Raw genomic sequence first — 18,647 nt, 5'->3', positions numbered from 1 at the left:
TAAAAATTTGAGAGGTGATTGAATGGAATCGAATACACCTTCGCATTATCAGGGAATTGCTATCAGAGAATTTCCGCTTAGTGCCATTTCAGCACGTAAAATAGTGAATGATTTGGCAGTAAATAGCACTAGCCGCATTCGGTTAAGTACACATGCGAAACAAAGGATGTCTGAACGGCGTGTCACGTTACGACAGATTATGTCTGTTTTTACCAGTAAACACAGTCGTTTTACCGAAGCTCCGCACCTCACTGCGGCTGGCGATTGGAAATTTAATCTACAAGGTATCGCAGCAGGGGACATGATTGAGGTTGTGACGGTATTGAAGCGGCATGAGGATGATCCTGCCTTGTTTGTTATCACGGTTATGATTAAGTAGGGAGAAAAATCATGTATCACTACACGGAAAGTGGTTTAACGACAGTGTGGCTGGCTAATGGTTATCATTGTGAATTTATTGATGGTGAGCGATTTACCAGTATTGATGATGTTGATGGCCTTCATCGTTTGATTGGCAAGATACTCGTTAACCGCTGTAGCCCATTAGCCGCTGATGACATTCGATTTATACGCATTGAAATGAATATGTCTCAAAAAAATCTTGCGGCATTACTCGGGGTTGATGTTCAAACCGTTGCTCGTTGGGAGAAGGGGCAAAGCAGCTTACCTCGGACGGCGGATGTCTCTTTACGTGCTCTTTATGTGGAGTCTATTGATGAGGCCAGTGAGGTAGGGCACTTCTTACGGATACTGGCGGACTCTGAAGCTTTGCAATCCATGGAAAAACTGATTTTTGAAGAACGTGAGCACCGATGGCAAAGAGCTGTTTAACGTTTTTCACTACCCGTCAGCAGGCGTGATATCCACACCTGCTGACGGGATGCAAAACTAACCGTTTAATGCCTGTGACAAATCGGCAATCAAGTCTTCAGTATCCTCAATACCCACTGATAAGCGCAGTAACTGTGGCGTGATACCGTGCTTTAACCGTGTCTCTAACGGGATTGAGGCATGAGTCATGCTGTAGGGCTGGCTGATTAAACTCTCCACGCCACCGAGGCTTTCTGCCAAGGTAAACAAATGTGAACGCTTAATCACTGCGCGGGCATAGCTATCATCACCTTTTAGCCGCACCGATATCATGCCACCGAACCCCGCCATTTGTTTGGTGGCCAGCGCATGTTGAGGGTGGCTTTTCAGCCCCGGATAATAGACGTTTTCTACTTGTGGCTGTTGCTCCAACCATTCTGCGATACGTTGCGCACTGTGGTTATGTCGTGCCATCCGCAAGGCTAAAGTCCGTAACCCACGTAAGGTCAAAAAGCTGCTGAAGGGATCTAAAATCCCCCCGACTGCATTATGTAAAAAGCCCAATTGCTCGGCCAATTCAGGATTTTGACCTACCGCAGCGACACCGGCGACCACATCAGAGTGGCCATTGAGGTATTTAGTGGCGGAGTGCACCACAATATCAAAACCCAGATCCAACGGACGCTGAATGTAAGGGGAGGCGAAAGTATTATCCGCCACACTAATCAGTTGGTGTTTTTTGGCGATCGCTGCAATGGCAGACAGATCCGCCAGTTTTAGCAACGGGTTAGTCGGTGTTTCAACCCAGATCATTTTGGTTTCGGGCAGGATCGCTTGTTCTAGCGCGATGGTATCCGCAGGGGAAACATAGGTGACCCGCAAACCGGCGGTGCGGCTGCGCACCTTTTCTAATAGGCGGTATGTGCCACCGTATAAATCATCAACGGCAATGATATGGCTACCTTGATCCAGCAGCTCGAGCACAGTTGAACAGGCGGCTAAACCAGACGCGAATGCGTAGCCACGTATGCCGCCTTCCAGCTCTGCGATAGCCTGTTCCAGCGCAGTACGTGTGGGGTTGCCACTGCGCGAGTATTCATAGCCAGTATGTTCACCGGGCGCAGGTTGCGCAAAAGTGGATGTTGCGTAAATCGCCGGCATCACTGCGCCAGTGCTGTCAGGGGTATAACCGGCGTGAACGGTTAAGGTGTCGAATTTTGCCATAATATAAATCCTTAATGAAAGAAGGTTAAGCCAGCTTCTGCCGCCAGTTATTCAATACATCGGTTCGGGTAATCAGGCCGAGGAAACGCTCGCCATCCAATACCACCGCCACATGGCCATCATTAAAGGTCGCCAACAGATCGCGGTAATCAGCCTCTTTTTGTAACGTGTTGACCTGACGAGTCATCGCGGTGCTAACGGGAAATTTGAAATGGTTGGCATCGGTTTGTACTGCATTCAGCAAATCCCATTCGTCGATTAATCCCACCACTTTTTCGCCCTCTAATACCGGCAGTTGTGAGATGTCATATAAACGCATTCGAGCGTGGGCAACTGATAAGGCATCTTGCGGTGAGACAGAAATAGTCGCGCCATCCTGATGGCTATAAGTGATGAAATCGCGTAAATCGCCATGCTGAGTTTTACTCAGCAAACCCTGTTCGAGCAGCCAGTAGTCATTGAACATTTTTGATAAATATTTATTGCCGCTGTCACACACAAAGGTGACCACGCGTTTGGGGGTGGTTTGCTCACGGCAATAGCGTAGTGCTGCGGCCAATAAAGTACCGGTTGAGGAACCCGCCAAAACACCTTCCTCCCGTAATAGGGTGCGAGCAGTGCTGAAGGCTTCAGCATCATCGATGCGATAAGATTTTTTCACCTGCGCGAAGTTGCTCAAGGGAGGAATGAAGTCTTCACCGATACCTTCCACCAACCAGCTTCCGGCATCGCCAATCTGTGCGTTGTCGACATAATCAGCCAAAATAGAACCCGCAGGGTCAGCCAAGACAAATTCGGTGTCCGGTGACACATCGGCGAAATATTGGCTTAGGCCACTGAGCGTGCCGCTGGAACCCACCCCCACGACGATTGCATCAATTTTTTCGCCCATTTGTTGCCACAATTCAGGGCCAGTTGATGTCCGATGTGCAGCCGGATTGGCTGGATTGTTGAATTGATCAATATAAAAAGCACCAGGCGTTTCTTGTGCTAATCGTAAGGCATAGTCCTGATAATAAGCGGGATGGCCTTTACCGACATCTGAACGAGTGAGCAACACTTGTGCGCCTAACGCCCGTAAGTGGAAAATCTTCTCCTGGCTCATTTTATCCGGCACGACCAACACCAGCTTGTAGCCTTTTAGCGCGGCAACCAGTGCTAGCCCAAGCCCTGTATTACCCGCAGTTGCTTCGATGATGGTACCACCGGCTTTTAATAAGCCTGATTGCTCTGCTTGCTCAATCATCGACAGAGCAACTCGGTCTTTAATCGAACCGCCAGGGTTTTGATTTTCTAATTTCACAAATAATTGGCACGGGCCAGTATCAAAACGAGTCAGTTCCAGAAGCGGGGTGTGGCCGATAAGATCAAGCACTGAGCGTGGGATTGCCATGTGTTTCTCCGATAAAGAGTGTGTTAGCTAAGTGCTCAGCTAACAATTTATGGGTCAATGATAGCGCCAGCGGTTTAAGCACTAAAAAGAACAAATAACCTCTCTATATTTCTTTTTGGAATAATAATGCTATTTCTTATGACGTTTGGATGTTTAGATGTCAGGACGTTCGGATAGCGAGATGTTTAGCCGTATGGGCATCAATGGCTACTTGAATCAGGGTCTTTACAAAACAAAACGTAAAACTGCGCCCAATTGACACGGCAATGGGATAAATTTAGAAAAGGTGTCGAAATATGACTAAACTCAAGTTTCAGCATCGGTAAAAAGACGTTATTTTTTCGTTAATTGGACCGTGGTCTGCTTTTGAAACACCACTTATTTCCGATTATTTGCAAGGATACTTTGGCGACCTCATGATGAAATTTCTCCTCCCTTTCAAGATAAAAAAATTGACGTTCAGCGCTGGATTATTGCTCTTGGCACTGCCCGCTGCGCACGCGGCTGATGACCCTGCGGTTCCTCCAGTTGATGCCAAAGCTTATGTATTGATGGACTACAACAGTGGCAAAGTGTTGGCCGAAGCGAATGGTGATCAGCGCCTTGATCCGGCAAGTCTGACAAAAATCATGTCCAGCTATGTGATTGGACAGGCGATTAAAGCCGGTAAAGTGCATCCAGATGATTTAGTCACTGTCGGTAAAGATGCTTGGGCGACTGGTAATCCGGCACTGCGCGGTTCTTCGCTGATGTTTTTGAAACCGGGTGATCAGGTAAAATTATCCGATTTGAATAAAGGCATCGTGATTCAGTCAGGTAATGACGCAAGCATCGCGCTGGCTGATTATGTCGCGGGTAGTCAGGACAGCTTTGTCGGGCTAATGAATAATTACGCTAAAGCGCTGGGCCTCACGAATACTCACTTTATGACGGTGCATGGCCTCGATGCTCCGGGGCAATACAGTACGGCACGTGATATGGCGGTGTTAGGGCAGGCCTTGATCCGCGATGTACCAGAAGAATATGCGTTGCATAAAGAGAAAGAATTTACCTTTAATAATATTCGGCAAATTAACCGTAATCGGTTGTTATGGAGTTCTAATCTCAACGTCGATGGCATGAAAACCGGCTTTACCTCTGGCGCCGGGCATAATCTGGTCGCCTCGGCCACTGATGGCCCGATGCGTTTGATTTCCGTCGTATTAGGGGCACCGAGTGATCGGGTTCGCTTCAGCGAAAGTGAAAAATTACTGACTTGGGGATTTCGTTTCTATGAAACTGTGGTCCCCATTAAAGCGACTAAGCCTTTTGTGACGCAAAAAGTGTGGTTTGGTGATACCGGGCAGGCAGATCTTGGGGTCGCTGAAGATGCAGCAATCACTATCCCGAAAGGGCAAATGAAGAATCTGAAAGCCAGTTATACGCTCAATCAAACCGAGCTACGCGCGCCGCTGGCTAAGCATCAAGTGGTCGGCACCATTGATTTCCAGCTTAATGGCAAAACCATTGAACAACGTCCGTTGGTGGTGATGAACGAAATCAAAGAGGGCGGGTTCTTCAGCCGTATCTGGGATTTTGTGATGATGAAATTGAGCCAGTGGTTTGGGGGAGTATTCGGCTAGTTGGCCTGTATGTCGTGGCAGGGCAGGTACTTTTCAATAATCTTAATGGCTACTTCTCAGTAGCCATTTTTATTAAGTCTAGACGACGATAAATCAGTTACAGGCAACAATCTTAATGGCCAGCCCACCACGAGACGTTTCGCGGTATTTAGCGTTCATATCTTTGCCAGTTTCATACATGGTTTCGATGACTTTATCCAAGCAGACACTCGGCTCACTGGTACGACGCAACGCCATACGGGCTGAGTTAACCGCTTGTACGGCGGAAATGGCGTTACGCTCAATACAAGGAACTTGAACTTGTCCAGCGACGGGATCGCATGTCAGCCCCAGATTATGTTCCATGGCGATTTCAGCGGCGATACAAACCTGAGCAGGGCTACCCCCCATTAACTCAGCCAATCCGGCAGCCGCCATTGAGCAGGCAACACCGACTTCTCCCTGACAACCCACTTCAGCGCCAGAAATAGACGCGTTCATTTTATACAGCGCGCCAATCACACCAGATACCAAGAAATAGCGGCTATAAGAGTTCTCATTCACTGGGCGAATAAACTTATCGTAGTAAGCGAGTACCGCAGGAATAATGCCGCATGCACCGTTAGTCGGAGCCGTTACCACCCGCCCGCCCGCCGCATTCTCTTCGTTTACGGCTAAAGCGTACATATTGATCCAATCGACCACCATCATCGGATCCGCATTGTGCTTATCGGTAGTGACCAACATACGCCGTAATGCAGCAGCACGACGTGGCACTTTCATGGGGCCAGGCAATAAGCCTTCGGTATTGATTCCGCGTTCGATACCGGCACGCATCACGTCCCAAATAGCGGCAAAGTGTGCACTTATCTCAGCTTTACTGTGTAATGCCAGCTCATTTTGCATCACTAAACCAGATAATGATAAACCAGTATCTTTGCAGTGTTTTTGTAAGTCACGCGCAGAGTTGAACGGATAAGGAACCGAAACGGCGTTGCTATCTTGCTGACCAAAACTTGCTTCATCGACAATAAACCCACCGCCGATAGAGTAATAAGTTTTACTCAAGAGGACTTCATCACCCGCATGAGCCGTGATGGACATGCCATTCTCATGCAAAGGTAAATTAGTTTCGTGGAAGTTCATCCCGCCTTTAGCGGGAAAATCCACTTCGTGCTGGCCATTTGCTAGCAGCAGACGCTCACGCAACTCAACATCGCGGATAAATCCTGCAATGGCATCAATATCAACGGTGTCGGGCAAATTTCCCGCTAAACCCATGATAATAGCAATGTCGGTATGGTGACCTTTGCCGGTCAGTGACAATGAGCCGTAAACATCAACGGTAATTCGCGTCACGTCAGAAAGATGTCCTAGCGCGATCAGGTCATCGCTAAACAGCTTGCCAGCCTTCATCGGGCCGACGGTATGGGAGCTGGAAGGGCCAATACCAATTTTGAAAATGTCAAAAACACTGACCATATTTTAACCTCTTAAAGGTTTTAATTATTAAATTGCTGACAATGCCGTGGGATAGAGAACCGGTACGGGCGCACCGGCTTTTGAAACGATTTTTTTCAGCAGTAAATGCTACTGGCTGGCCGTGGAGGTTGGCCAGCCGCATTATCATTAACCGAACAGGCTGAACAAGATTGCAGAGATAGCAATCAGGCCCATGATAACCACGAATACGTTACTGATATGACCGCTGTACTTACGCATCGCAGGTACTTTATGAATTGCGTACATTGGCATCAAGAACAACAACATAGCGATGATTGGGCCACCCAGTGTTTCAATCATGCCCAGAATGCTTGGGTTCAAGGTTGCGACGATCCACGTTGTCACCAGCATGAACAGCGCAGTAATGCGGTTCAGTTTATTGGTGCCGATGGTTTTACCTTTGCTACGCAAAGATTTGATGATCATGCCGTTAAAGCCTTCGCGAGCACCCAGATAGTGGCCCAAGAATGATTTAGTGATAGCAATAAAGGCAATGACCGGTGCCATGTAAGCAATGATTGGGGTATTAAAGTGGTTAGCAAGATAAGACAGAATAGAGATGTTCTGGCTTTTCGCTTCTGCAAGGTCTGCCGGTGACAGGCTCAGTACGCAACTGAAGACGAAGAACATAACCGTGACAACCATCATGATGTGCGCAAAAGCTAAAATGCGTGAACATTTCTTCTCAGCATCCACACCGTATTCTTCACGTTTTGAAACCGCAAACGCCGAAATGATAGGAGAGTGGTTGAATGAGAATACCATGACGGGAATAACCAGCCACATCGTCATCCACAACCCGCTACCTGTACCGTTACCGTCCATTGATACGTGCTCGAAGATGGCACCAGACCAGTTTGGGATCAGATAGACAGCCAACAGCATTAATGCGGCGACAAATGGGAATACCAAGATGCTCATTGCTTTAACAATGGTGTGCTCACCAAAACGCACGATAGTCATCAGGCCCACGATCAAAATCAAGGACAGGATGGCACGCGGTGGTGAAGGCAAATGCATCTGATGGGTAATAAAGCTATCAACGGTGTTGGTGATAGCAACGCTATAGACCAACAAAATAGGGTAGATAGCAAAGAAGTAAAGCAAGGTAATCAGTTTACCTGCGCCGATACCAAAGTGTTCTTCAACCACCTCAGTAATGTCTTCACCCGGATTTTTACCTGAAAGCACAAAGCGGCACAGGCCACGGTGAGCAAAGAAGGTCATTGGGAAGGCAATGACTGCCATCACAAGCAGTGGCAGTAGACCGCCGATACCGGCGTTGATTGGCAGGAATAATACACCCGCGCCGATTGCTGTACCGTATAGACCCAACATCCACATAGTGTCACTTTTACGCCATGTGCTTGCTGAAACTTTTCCCGTGGAGGCAAGGGTGCCTGCTTGAGTAGTGTCCATGAAAAATCTCCAATGTGAACACGTTAATTTAAAATTAAGAGCCGAAAGTTAGAAACCTGTAACGCATTATTTTGCCGCGCTATCAGGCGAAAATTTCAGTCAAAACGATTCGGTTATAGTGGGTGCCCTGGTTATTTGGTTGATGCCGTGGTTATGCTTAGGTCTAAAAATAAAGTGCAAAAATTAACCGACGATAAGCGTATTAACTCGCTTTATCGGGTATGTTAGTTGTCTCCGCAAACGCGGTAGTTTTTGCTGGCGGCAAGATAACGATTTGCAGTGGAAACTACCGTGATCCTGCTCTCAAATGCTTAATAAACTCGTTTTCTGGTGATTGTTGCTGATTTACAACTAATTGTTATTCAAATGTATCCTGATCGTAGATATGAATAACTAATATCTATTTTTTTTATTTTGATTAATAAGTAATCAATTTGTTTTTTATTGCTCAAATTTTGAGGTGCAATATATTTTAACCACGTTTTTGGATCTAGTTAAATTCAATATTTTCGCTATTTTATTGATTGAAGTCATAAGTTTAAAATTCATATAAAAATCATAATAAATTGATATTTAACGGTTTATTTTATTTTTTCCTGTGAAGTTGCCGTCTGAATTTGACGATAATATCATCATGAAAATAACAAATAAAAGTGGTTGGTTTTTTGTCGATGAAAATAGAGTAACGTGGAAAGATGGCAAGATTTCTTTTATTTGTCATAGAAATTCATTCTACCGGTAATTTGTCAGACAAAAAAATAGCGCTATTCCTTTACATGAATCCATTAGAAGAAAGACTAAATGTTAAATTAATTTACTTTAAAGATTGCCATTGATGAATACTTAATAATCAATGGAATTATGTTTTGAAATTTTTAATACGGAAATATTAAATACCCATAAATGAAATATGGATATCTAAATAAGATAATATGGCGAAAATATACTCGGAATTAAGCTAATGAATACCTAGGTAGAGTTATCTACCCAGGGTGAACTGTGATGGGAATTTTACTAAGCAATTCAAGCCTAACAGTAAGTGATGATGCCTTGAGCAGAGAAGAACTGGCTGAATTCAGCTTCTGGCTGGCGATCCGTCACTACCGTATCAAACAGTGTCAGAGCACCGATACTGGCAGGTTTTATCTTGCCGAATTTGCTGTGGTCGGCGACCAGAATTTTATGCTGGGATTTTGTCAGCGCGCGGTGTTTCAAAATGATCTCATCAAAATTGAAACAGGTTGCGCCATATTCAATTGAAACACCTGCTGCTGAGATAAACGCTTTATTGGGGCAGATATTATCCAGTTCATTATGCTGGCTGATCGGGGTGAAAATGTAGTTATTCGGTTTGAACTCGCCCCCGCACAGGATGACTTTGCAATTGGGTTTGTCTTGTAAGGAAAGAAACGTGTTGAGGGAGTAACAGATCGCCGTAAAGGACAGTTCTTCATCGATCTCGTCAATGATTGAGGGAATAGTGGTGCCACAATCAAAAAAAACCGTATCGTTTTCTACGATAAGTTGAGCCGCCAGTTGCCCAATTCGGCGCTTCTCTTCCACCTGCTTGGCTTGCTGGTCAGAAACAAAATAACTGTTGGGATTGTTGATTTTGGGGTCCATTACCACGTAGCCCCCTAGCAAAATGATCGCTGTTGGCTCTGCGCTCAGATCCCGCCGAATGGTCATTTCCGAAACACGTATTAGGCTGGCTGCATCTTTAAGATGGATTTTGTCGGAACGCTTTAGGGCCTGAGTAAGTTTACTGATTCGTTCTGCACGGCGGGTTTCCATAAGCGATTCCTGACAAACTATTCACGATACCTTGCACGGCAAAGCAGCACAGGGCAATAAATAAGCCCGGCATGACCGGGCTTACAATGATTTAGTAGCTTGATGCGGCCGCTTGTTGGCCCGAAACGATAGTGACCCCAGAGCTAGTGCCAATCCGAGTGGCGCCTGCGAGAATCATTTTCTCCGCAGTGGCTTGGTCACGAACTGCGCCGGATGCTTTGACACCCATGGCTGGGCCAACGGTGGAGCGCATCAATTTTACATGTTCTTCTTTTGCGCCGCCGGTGCTGAAACCTGTTGAAGTTTTCACAAAAGCGACGTCCAACTCACGGCACATCTCACAAACTTGGACGATTTGTGCATCACTGAGTAGGCAAGTTTCTAATATTACCTTCAACGGTGTAGAGGCGCAATTATCACGCACGGCCTGAATGTCAGCTTTAACTTCAGCCACTTTGCCGCTTTTTAGCCAGCCAACATTGATAACCATATCAATTTCTTGCGCGCCAGCGTTGATGGCAGCTTGAGCTTCAAACGCTTTTGCTTCTGTTAGGCCTGCACCCAACGGAAAACCAATGACTGAACATACTTTCACTGAACTACCCGCTAGCTGTTGTGCAGCCAAAGGAACATAACCTGAGTTCACGCATACTGCATAGAAATGATGCTGTTTAGCCTCTTCACATAGTTTGATAATTTGTGCTTCGGTCGCATCCATTGCCAGTAAGGTATGGTCGATATAATTCGCGTAATTGATGGTCATGAATATTGTCCTTTTGTCCATTTTTTAGTTAGCTATATTGTTATAATAGTAACATTAAATGGATATACAAAGGATTATTTCACGCCATATGCAATTCGGTGTTATTTAAATAACATTTAATGGTGCGCAAGTGAGATCTGGGTTCTGATACCGATGACTTCGGCGAAGACGATGATAGCAACGTGAAGAGAGCACATTGCTGACGATTTGATACCATCAGCAATGCGAAAGACAGGAATGGAGAGGTTAGCTTCTGACCCACCCTCTGCTGATAGGGATGGCAAAGCTGAGGTGATATAAGCGCTTCATACCATTAGAGATAGACTCGCCAAACAGATTCCACACTAACTGAGCAAATAAGCAGCCGACCATCCCTAGCAAGAAAGCGCCAACCATATCGAGCGGCCAATGCACGCCCAGATAAATTCGTGACCATGCGATAGCAATTGCTATCACCATCATCGTAATTGCTGACCAGACTTTATGCCAAAAAACAAAGGCTAAGGCGACGGTGAAAATTGCGGTACCGTGATCGCTTGGGAAAGAGCTATCGGGTGAATGACTCAGGAAATTATAGCCAAACCCCACGACAAAGGGCCGGTCGTGAGGGAATAGCATGCCGATACAGGCTGATGACAGCATAGCGAAAGCGAGTGCCATAGCGGCTTTCGTCACCATCGCCCGTTGTGAGTCCATCGAATTCTTCGGTCCCCATAACCACAAGCCAATCAGCAATGCTGGAATAATCATGATTAAGTCGCGTGCGATAAAAGTCGCAAAAGAAATCATCCATGGTGATGATGCGGGAGTCGCATTTATCATCGAAAAGAAAAAGTAATTCATTTGTTCCATTATTCTGCACCCTTATCGCGGTTGTAATAACCGCTAATCATCCAAAAAAGAGCCAATTGGCTAAACCATACCCACCAACCCGCCCAGAGGTTGTGAGTAAGGAAATGTGCACCGCGCATGATTTGACCAAACCCCATTAGCATGCCAAGACAGATACCTACGCCCCAACACAGCATCGCCAGACGGGGCCGTTCGGGGTAAAACAGAAAAAAAAGTGCCATGACAGCAAAACCGCTAGAGGCATGTCCACCCGGAAAGCAGTGGCCGGGACCGGCCCCGATGGGAACCGCGCCTAATAGCACATAGTTCAGGGATTTCCCGCCAAATTGCACCAAATCCCAAGGGCAAGAGTGCGCGCTGGTGGCTTTTAGAATGCCGATCACCAAGGGGCCAACCCCCAACAGCAACATACTGGTGACTAACCGCCCATTTCGGTGATAAATCCCCCATAGCAAGCTGATCGCTGAAGCGCTAATAATGGCCATTTTCAACAGTCGATGATTCAGTAAATCCAGCCAATAATTATGTTCTAACGGAAAATTCTGCCCAATGGGGTCAAACCAATACTGGGTAATAAGCCAATCCAACTGTTCATGGCGAGATAGCCAAAGAAACAGTAATCCGCTGATCGCCAACCCAAAAACTTGCCAAAAATAAAATGTTAGTGGCAATGAGTAAAGGGAGTTTGTCCGAATTGTAGGTGTCGTTGAGACGCGATTTAAAATTGGTGGGTCGACCTCAGGTTGAGGTCTAGAGTTATGGGACGTCACAAAACAACCTGAGCAGAAGGGAATAATGCTGGTACTGTAATAATTTTGTATTAAGAAAGCCTTAAGGGGGGAGCTTGAATTTCAGGCAAGAAATACAATCTCTGTCATTCGGGGCATGACCTCGGAACGAGTGACTAAAATGACTTTAATGATAACTAATGAATATCTTGTCTTTAGACCCATCAATTCGAGTTGGCTACTGTATTAGGGGCATCAACATACAAGTTATTAGCGAGGTAATGTAGTGAAAATCTTAAAATAATCTTTAATATTCAATTTGATATGTGACTTATGTTACTGTCGCTCGATGAAAACTATATCCGCACCCCATGACGCCATTTTTAAACAATTTCTGACCCACCTACAAACTGCTCGTGACTTTTTGGAGATCCATTTACCTCCTGAATTACGCCAAATATGTGACCTAAATACCTTACAATTAGAATCAGGCAGCTTTGTTGAGAATGACTTGAAAGCTTATTATTCAGACGTTCTCTACTCGCTAAAAACACAAATGCAGGATGGGTATATTTACGCTCTAATCGAACATCAGAGCTCACCGGATAAACAGATGGCTTTTCGGTTAATGCGATATGCTATTGCGGCTATGCAACGCCATCTTGAAGCCGGTAATGAAAAACTGCCATTGGTCATTCCGATCTTGTTTTACCACGGACAGGTTACACCGTACCCATATTCAATGAACTGGCTACAAGCTTTTAGCTCGCCAATTATGGCGGGTAAATTGTATTCTTCTGACTTCCCTCTGGTTGATGTAACAGTGATCCCCGATGATGAAATTATGACTCACCGGAGTATCGCTATGCTGGAACTCCTGCAAAAGCACATTCGCCGACGAGATTTATCCAAACTGTCGGATCGATTAGTCATACTGCTATCAAGGGGCTACAATACCGATGATCAGCTAGTTTCATTGATAAACTACATGCTACAGGATGGTGAAGATTCGGTCCCTAAAACCTTTATCTGGGATCTCGCTCGTCGTTCGCCACAGCACAAGGAGTTACTCATGTCGATTGCAGATAAATTGAAGCAAGAAGGCCATCAGGAAGGGGCGCAAGAAACAGCCCTGAGAATTGCTAGCGCTCTGTTAGCCAGTGGCGTTGATCGCGCTATTGTAAGGAATACGACTGGCCTAAGTGAAAAAGAATTGGCTCAACTTTGCCATTAATTACACGACAGAGTCAGTAGCTCTAGCAGATGACTTTGCTCTAAACGTTATCTGTTTGCTGTAACTCATTTCCTTCTGCTGCGACTCTATCAGCGACCAGTTTCTTATAAGTCTTTTCATCGGCTTTTAAAAAACGTCCGTGCAGGCCATATCAAAGTTCGGCAATCTTGCTTAACGTGCGGCGTTCTGGATCATCTCTTAACCACGGCTTATTGCTTATTTATTCCATTACGTAATACAGCAAAACTTGCCACAAAAGAAACATCATCACTACACCGCACCCGCCTGCACACTTTGCGTTATAAAGTTTTTTCAGTTTTATTTTTCTACAAACCAACCCGCCAGCCCGCGCCGTGGCTGGGGCTTTGCAGCATTTCGCCAACTGAAAAGAATGAAAAGAATTTCAGGGATTTGGATCACGTAGTGTTATGAGTACATATTCCAATGCATTGAAAATATTTAATAAACATGAATTACGTGGATCTCAGGACGTTTGGAATGGATCGTGTAGAAGGTGAGGGGTAATCCGCGAAGGCATGGCCCGCGCGGGTTTCAGCAAAAATTTATAGTATGTTTGAAACTGAAAAAGCTGGAGTAGAGTTCGCCAAATTGGAATTATTGATTGGTTAGATATTTAAGCCGGTTTGCCTAGAACATAAATAACTAGCAGTTCGGTTATGCCATCATCTAACTTCAGCGTGTCGCTATAAGTATTAATGAGTTCCCAACCATCAGCTAGCATAGGGTTAGCTTTGTTGGATCCAACGACTTCTTTAACTTCTGAATACTGTTTACTAGACATTTAAAATTCCTTTAAAAGGGACGTACTAAAGTATGTGCTACCACCAACAATTGACTTAAAGATAATTTCTTTAAATGATTTCATTGCTTTGATTTTAAATATAAAATTTCGCTTACTCTGCTGAAATTGAACCAGTGACCAAGCGATTATGAACCACATGCAAAACTTGCTGATTATATCAAATATGATTATTAGCTTGATTTTTTTCCAAGAACGATGCTGTTTATTGGATAATCACTCTCATCGACACCGTTACTTACGGCGATAATATCCCACCTATTTGTATCAAGAAGTTTATTTACTTCGGAGTCATTACGAAGTCCAATAAAAGTTTTTATTTCTCGATATACTGAATAATCAAAAACTTGCTGCGTCATATGTAATTCCTCGTGAATTGTTTTACTATCCATATATAAGTTACATCTAGAAATTGTAACGAGTTGCTTCCGCATAACATGATAGCTACTAACGAGGAAAAAGTAAGAGGTTTATGTAAGCAATTTAAGGGTGAGTTTCAAGCAAACTACAACTTGAGGCAACCATGGTCATAGTGTAACAATGGGCGGCTGTCGCCACTTCGCCGCCACGAGGTAAACTGGTTGTTCATATCTATATGTTTTAAAATGGCATTTTAAAAAGGCAAGAAAAAACCCGATTAGTCTTGAACCTAAGAAGGCGGGACTATCGGGCTCCTCAATATGGGGACATCAAAGAAAAGCAGTGGCACTAATTCAGACCCCAGTCCAGTAGGAAAGTTCTGGTCAAATGAAAAAAGTATAAAAAAATGTTTAGCTTTAGCCTTTCATCCCCTTTTTAGGGCATTAACCTAATATTCCCGGCCAGACAATGACGATCAACGAGCCCGCCAACGTCAATAATACGTTCGCAATCGCATAAGTCCCTGCATAGCCTAGCGCTGGGATATTACTGCGCGCGGTATCGCTGATGATATCCATGGCTGGCGCACAGGTTCGTGCGCCCATAATCGCGCCAAAAAGTAGCGCGCGGTTCATGCGTAATACATAAGCGCCAAAGAGGAAGCAGATGACAACAGGAACCAAACTCACAATAAGGCCTGAAATTAACATTTGCCCGCCGACGGCCCCGAGGCTGCTATTAATACCACCACCCGCACTTAGCCCGACGCCTGCCATAAAGACCATTAACCCAAACTCTTTCACCATATTCAGCGCTCCCTGCGGGATATAGCCAAACGTTGGGTGATTGGCACGCAGAAATCCGAGCATGATCCCCGCCATTAGCAGACCTGCGGCGTTACCAATCCCGAAACTGAAGTTACTAAACTGGAATGTAATCAGGCCGATCATTAAGCCTAAAATAAAGAATGCGCAGAAAGCTAACAGGTCGGTTACCTGACTGTGAATAGAAATAAAGCCAATTTTCTCTGCCACACTTTTCACGCGCCGCGCATCACCGCTGACTTGCAGCACATCACCCTTATTAAGAACCACATTGTCGTCAATCGGCATTTCGATTTGGCTGCGGATCACGCGGTTAAGGAAACAACCGTGGTCCGTCAGTTTTAAGTGGCTGAGTCGTTTACCAACGGCATTGCTGTTTTTGACCACAATCTCTTCGGTAACAATACGCATATCCAACAGATCGCGATCGAACACTTCTTTACCGTTACGAAAACTTGGGTCAAGACGTGAATGAGCATCTGGATAGCCCACAAGGGAGATTTCATCACCCACTTGCAGCACCGCATCACCATCTGGACTGGCCAGAATGCCGTTACGCCGAATACGCTCGATATAGCAGCCTGTCTGGCGATAAATGCCTAACTCACGGAGATTTTTACCATCAGCCCAAGCCACCAATTCAGGGCCAACACGATAAGCGCGGATGACCGGTAAGTACACTTTCCGCTGGCTATCGGTATCCAAACCGCGTTCGCGGGCAATCTGCTGGGCGCTGGTGGGCAAGTCTTGATGCTGAAGTTTGGGTAAGTAACGCGCACCTAAAATCAGGCTAACTAATCCGATAAGATAGGTGAGGGCGTAACCTAGGCTCAAGTTATCTTGGGCGTGTTGTAGGGCTGGATTATTGCCGATGGTATTGCGTAATGTATCGCCTGCGCCAACTAACACTGGCGTAGACGTCATTGACCCAGCGAGCATCCCCGCAGTGAGGCCAATATCCCAACCAAATAGCTTACCTAGCCCTAACGCCAGAATCATGGCGCTACCGACCATAACTAAGGCGAGCATGAGATAGTTTTTGCCATCGCGGAAGAAAATAGAGAAGAAGTTTGGGCCAGCTTCAACACCGACACAAAAAATAAAGAGCATAAAGCCCAAATTGAGCGCTTCTGTATTAATGGTAAAGTGCTGTTGCCCTAGCAACAGGGAGACCACCAAAACACCAATAGCGTTACCTAATTGAATAGGCCCTAATCGCAGTTTGCCTAGGCACAACCCCAGCGCTAACACGACGAATAACAGCAAGATGTAGTTGCCGTTCAGTAAATTTGCGACGTTAATATTCACAGGTATGACTTTCTGTTAGCCCAGATGATTCACGATATACACGCTCTTTACTTATCGGTAGAGCGACACACTTCATTAAAAGCTAAAAAAATATCGCCAGCCAGAACATCAGAGCAAGCGATAACGGGGCTTATTCTAATCGGTATGCTGCGTGACAGCCAGTAGTATGCAGGAAGTTTGCTCGGACTAGAGGGAAATACTAAATTGTTAATTTGAGCTGGGGTTATCTGCTATTTATATCCGTGCAAATAAGGTTTTTCGACACGATAATTTATGATTAAGTGACATGCTCTAGACGCAATATAAAAAGGGTGTTAGACACCCTTTATCGGATAAAGCCAATTTAAATTGATGGCGAAATCATAAGCGGCTTGCTAGCCCAATTACTGGAACAGGCTCAGATTTTGTTTAGCGTATGCTTCAAAATCAGTGCAACCGCCAATGTGTTTCTCATCAATAAAGATCTGTGGCACGGTTTCTACCGGTTTGCCGACAGTTTTTTCCAAATCAGCTTTGGTGATACCTTCCGCGTGAATATCGATGTAACGGAATTTAAAATCGTCACGTTCGGTTTCCAGTTTTTCTGCCAATTCTTTAGCACGAACACAGTAAGGACATCCAGGACGCCCAAAAATTACAGCAAACATTTAAAACTCCTTGATTAATTTGAGGTAATCACTGAGAACCTATCCCATTAGGATTATCTTATTGGCCATTTTGAACTCACATACAATTCAGAATCCCAGCGTACTGCCTATGGCTTCGATTCTTCCGCGCTATTTGTGTTCAAAATGACAGCAACAATGGCACCTACTGGGATTGGCTCTTAGCCAACAGCGACTGATACATTCAACTGCTAAATGACTTCTAGCGCATTACTCATTCTCACTGGGGTCTACTATGCCCTTTGGCACAGTGAAAAAAAAGCAGGAATTGCCTGTTGATATGATAAATCCTACCTATTTGCTTCTCGGTACTGTTACAAACCTTGGGGATTCAATACACTGAGTTAATACTTAGACATACCCAAGAATGTTGACCTACAACGGATGCCGTTGCAGTTTTAAACCTGAAGGGGAAGAGCTTATTGGAGGTAAAGATGCGCTCATTAGGAGATATGCCCCGCATAGTGATCGTTTCAGAAGTGCTGGGGATGCTGTTGCTGGTCGTGGCTTACCTCAGTATTAATGATTTTGTATCATTACCGGGTTCGATGGGCACACCGACTGTTGCGATTATGATGATTTTTGTCGGAATCGGCCTGATGGTGCCTGCCGCAGTTTGCATTGTTTGGCGCGTAGCCAGTGGTTTTGGTCCACTATTAGGGAGTGCCGATAGAGTCTCGCGGCCACAAACCAAGAAAGAACAAGATAAAGTGCAATCCGAAAAAGAGAATCAATCTAAGTAGGATAGGGATTGAGTCTTAATCAGGGCATTAAATTTGTCGGGATTGATCATGGCGCTGTCGGCCAATATTCCGTAAGCTATGCCACTTTTCGTATTATGAGAATCGTGAGGTAGGTAGTTATGGATTCACTCATCGTCCCGGATTTAGCCTTATTACGGCGTTGGCTGGATCAACTCGGTATCTCATTTTTTGAATGCGATTCCTGCCAGGCGCTGCATTTGCCGCACATGCAAAATTTTGAGGGTGTGTTTGACGCCAAAATCGACTTGGTGGATAACGTCATCTTATTCTCGGCGTTAGCCGAAGTCAGACCAACGGCGCTGATTCCACTGGTGGCAGATCTCAGCCAAATCAATGCCAGTTCACTGACGGTGAAAGCGTTCATCGATATTCAGGATGATAATCTGCCAAAACTGATTGTCTGCCAATCATTGACGATTGAAGTTGGGGTGACACTGGCTCAATTCGGTTACTTTATGCAGCAGTGTGAAGAGCAGATTTCAATGATCATTCTCGAAGCGCGTGCGAATGATTTATTGTTTATTGGCTCAAGCGAAGACGACGAAACACCGCAAACGGCCACGGCTTATCCTGTTATCCACTAAA

General features: G+C 45.2%; 18 protein-coding genes. 6 read left to right on the top strand and 12 right to left on the bottom strand.

The window, feature by feature from the left end; translation table 11 throughout:
- The first annotated feature begins 22 nt into the window (after positions 1 to 22).
- Complete coding sequence (locus DA391_RS14735; protein ID WP_050081397.1) at positions 23 to 379, top strand: DUF4258 domain-containing protein; 357 nt, start codon at positions 23 to 25, stop codon at positions 377 to 379.
- Between the two features lie 11 nt (positions 380 to 390).
- The gene (locus DA391_RS14730) at positions 391 to 831 is read left to right on the top strand and encodes a helix-turn-helix domain-containing protein (RefSeq protein ID WP_050081398.1); all 441 of its coding nucleotides are present in this window, start codon (positions 391 to 393) and stop codon (positions 829 to 831) included.
- Between the two features lie 57 nt (positions 832 to 888).
- On the opposite strand, the gene DA391_RS14725 is transcribed toward DA391_RS14730, so the two are convergent.
- Both DA391_RS14725 and DA391_RS14720 read right to left on the bottom strand, forming a co-directional pair.
- Positions 889 to 2,034: a trans-sulfuration enzyme family protein gene (locus DA391_RS14725; protein ID WP_050081399.1), complete on the bottom strand. Its 1,146-nt coding sequence runs from the start codon at positions 2,032 to 2,034 to the stop codon at positions 889 to 891.
- Between the two features lie 25 nt (positions 2,035 to 2,059).
- On the bottom strand, positions 2,060 to 3,427 hold the full coding sequence (locus DA391_RS14720) for a pyridoxal-phosphate dependent enzyme (RefSeq protein WP_050287475.1): 1,368 nt from the start codon (positions 3,425 to 3,427) through the stop codon (positions 2,060 to 2,062).
- A gap of 416 nt (positions 3,428 to 3,843) precedes the next feature.
- Here DA391_RS14720 and DA391_RS14715 point away from each other — a divergent pair, with 416 nt between their 5' ends.
- Positions 3,844 to 5,049, top strand: a complete 1,206-nt coding sequence (locus DA391_RS14715; RefSeq protein WP_049605422.1) for a serine hydrolase — start codon at positions 3,844 to 3,846, stop codon at positions 5,047 to 5,049.
- Positions 5,050 to 5,142: 93 nt separating this feature from the next.
- Here DA391_RS14715 and DA391_RS14710 read toward each other — a convergent pair whose 3' ends face one another.
- The 6 genes from DA391_RS14710 to DA391_RS14685 form a co-directional block, all read right to left on the bottom strand.
- Positions 5,143 to 6,510, bottom strand: a complete 1,368-nt coding sequence (locus DA391_RS14710) for an L-serine ammonia-lyase (RefSeq protein WP_050081402.1) — start codon at positions 6,508 to 6,510, stop codon at positions 5,143 to 5,145.
- 147 nt (positions 6,511 to 6,657) lie between these two features.
- On the bottom strand, positions 6,658 to 7,950 hold the full coding sequence (locus tag DA391_RS14705) for an HAAAP family serine/threonine permease (protein WP_019209449.1): 1,293 nt from the start codon (positions 7,948 to 7,950) through the stop codon (positions 6,658 to 6,660).
- A 1,029-nt stretch (positions 7,951 to 8,979) separates the two neighbouring features.
- Complete coding sequence (gene deoR / locus DA391_RS14700; RefSeq protein WP_108087913.1) at positions 8,980 to 9,744, bottom strand: DNA-binding transcriptional repressor DeoR; 765 nt, start codon at positions 9,742 to 9,744, stop codon at positions 8,980 to 8,982.
- A gap of 91 nt (positions 9,745 to 9,835) precedes the next feature.
- Complete coding sequence (gene deoC / locus DA391_RS14695; RefSeq protein WP_050081404.1) at positions 9,836 to 10,507, bottom strand: deoxyribose-phosphate aldolase; 672 nt, start codon at positions 10,505 to 10,507, stop codon at positions 9,836 to 9,838.
- Between the two features lie 246 nt (positions 10,508 to 10,753).
- Complete coding sequence (gene ybjG, locus DA391_RS14690) at positions 10,754 to 11,359, bottom strand: undecaprenyl-diphosphate phosphatase (protein ID WP_050081405.1); 606 nt, start codon at positions 11,357 to 11,359, stop codon at positions 10,754 to 10,756.
- Positions 11,359 to 12,030, bottom strand: coding sequence for a phosphatase PAP2 family protein (locus tag DA391_RS14685; RefSeq protein ID WP_050081406.1), 672 nt, complete (start codon positions 12,028 to 12,030; stop codon positions 11,359 to 11,361). Before DA391_RS14685 ends, ybjG begins: the two co-directional genes overlap by 1 nt.
- 406 nt (positions 12,031 to 12,436) lie before the next feature.
- Between DA391_RS14685 and DA391_RS14680 the strand changes: the two genes are divergently transcribed.
- Positions 12,437 to 13,321: an Rpn family recombination-promoting nuclease/putative transposase gene (locus DA391_RS14680; protein WP_108087912.1), complete on the top strand. Its 885-nt coding sequence runs from the start codon at positions 12,437 to 12,439 to the stop codon at positions 13,319 to 13,321.
- Between the two features lie 634 nt (positions 13,322 to 13,955).
- On the opposite strand, the gene DA391_RS24215 is transcribed toward DA391_RS14680, so the two are convergent.
- The 4 genes from DA391_RS24215 to DA391_RS14660 all read right to left on the bottom strand — a co-directional run bounded on the left by DA391_RS24215 (position 13,956) and on the right by DA391_RS14660 (position 17,280).
- Positions 13,956 to 14,123, bottom strand: a complete 168-nt coding sequence (locus tag DA391_RS24215; protein ID WP_159074570.1) for a hypothetical protein — start codon at positions 14,121 to 14,123, stop codon at positions 13,956 to 13,958.
- A gap of 191 nt (positions 14,124 to 14,314) precedes the next feature.
- A complete protein-coding gene (locus DA391_RS14670; protein ID WP_108087910.1) occupies positions 14,315 to 14,500 on the bottom strand; it encodes a hypothetical protein in 186 nt (61 codons plus the stop codon).
- Between the two features lie 444 nt (positions 14,501 to 14,944).
- Positions 14,945 to 16,633 carry an aspartate:alanine antiporter gene (locus tag DA391_RS14665; RefSeq protein WP_019209457.1) on the bottom strand — a complete coding sequence of 563 codons (1,689 nt, stop codon included), beginning with the start codon at positions 16,631 to 16,633 and terminating at the stop codon, positions 14,945 to 14,947.
- Positions 16,634 to 17,016: 383 nt separating this feature from the next.
- A complete protein-coding gene (locus DA391_RS14660) occupies positions 17,017 to 17,280 on the bottom strand; it encodes a GrxA family glutaredoxin (protein WP_004710767.1) in 264 nt (87 codons plus the stop codon).
- 452 nt (positions 17,281 to 17,732) lie between these two features.
- On the opposite strand from DA391_RS14660, the gene DA391_RS14655 reads away from it, so the two are divergent.
- Both DA391_RS14655 and DA391_RS14650 read left to right on the top strand, forming a co-directional pair.
- A complete protein-coding gene (locus DA391_RS14655; protein ID WP_019209458.1) occupies positions 17,733 to 18,041 on the top strand; it encodes a YbjC family protein in 309 nt (102 codons plus the stop codon).
- Between the two features lie 119 nt (positions 18,042 to 18,160).
- A complete protein-coding gene (locus DA391_RS14650; RefSeq protein WP_019209459.1) occupies positions 18,161 to 18,646 on the top strand; it encodes a YbjN domain-containing protein in 486 nt (161 codons plus the stop codon).
- Position 18,647 lies beyond the last annotated feature (1 nt).

The organism is Yersinia massiliensis (assembly GCF_003048255.1).
GTDB lineage: Bacteria > Pseudomonadota > Gammaproteobacteria > Enterobacterales > Enterobacteriaceae > Yersinia > Yersinia massiliensis_A.
The sequence above is the reverse complement of the archived record's forward strand: the minus strand, read 5'-3'. Positions and strand labels throughout refer to the sequence as shown.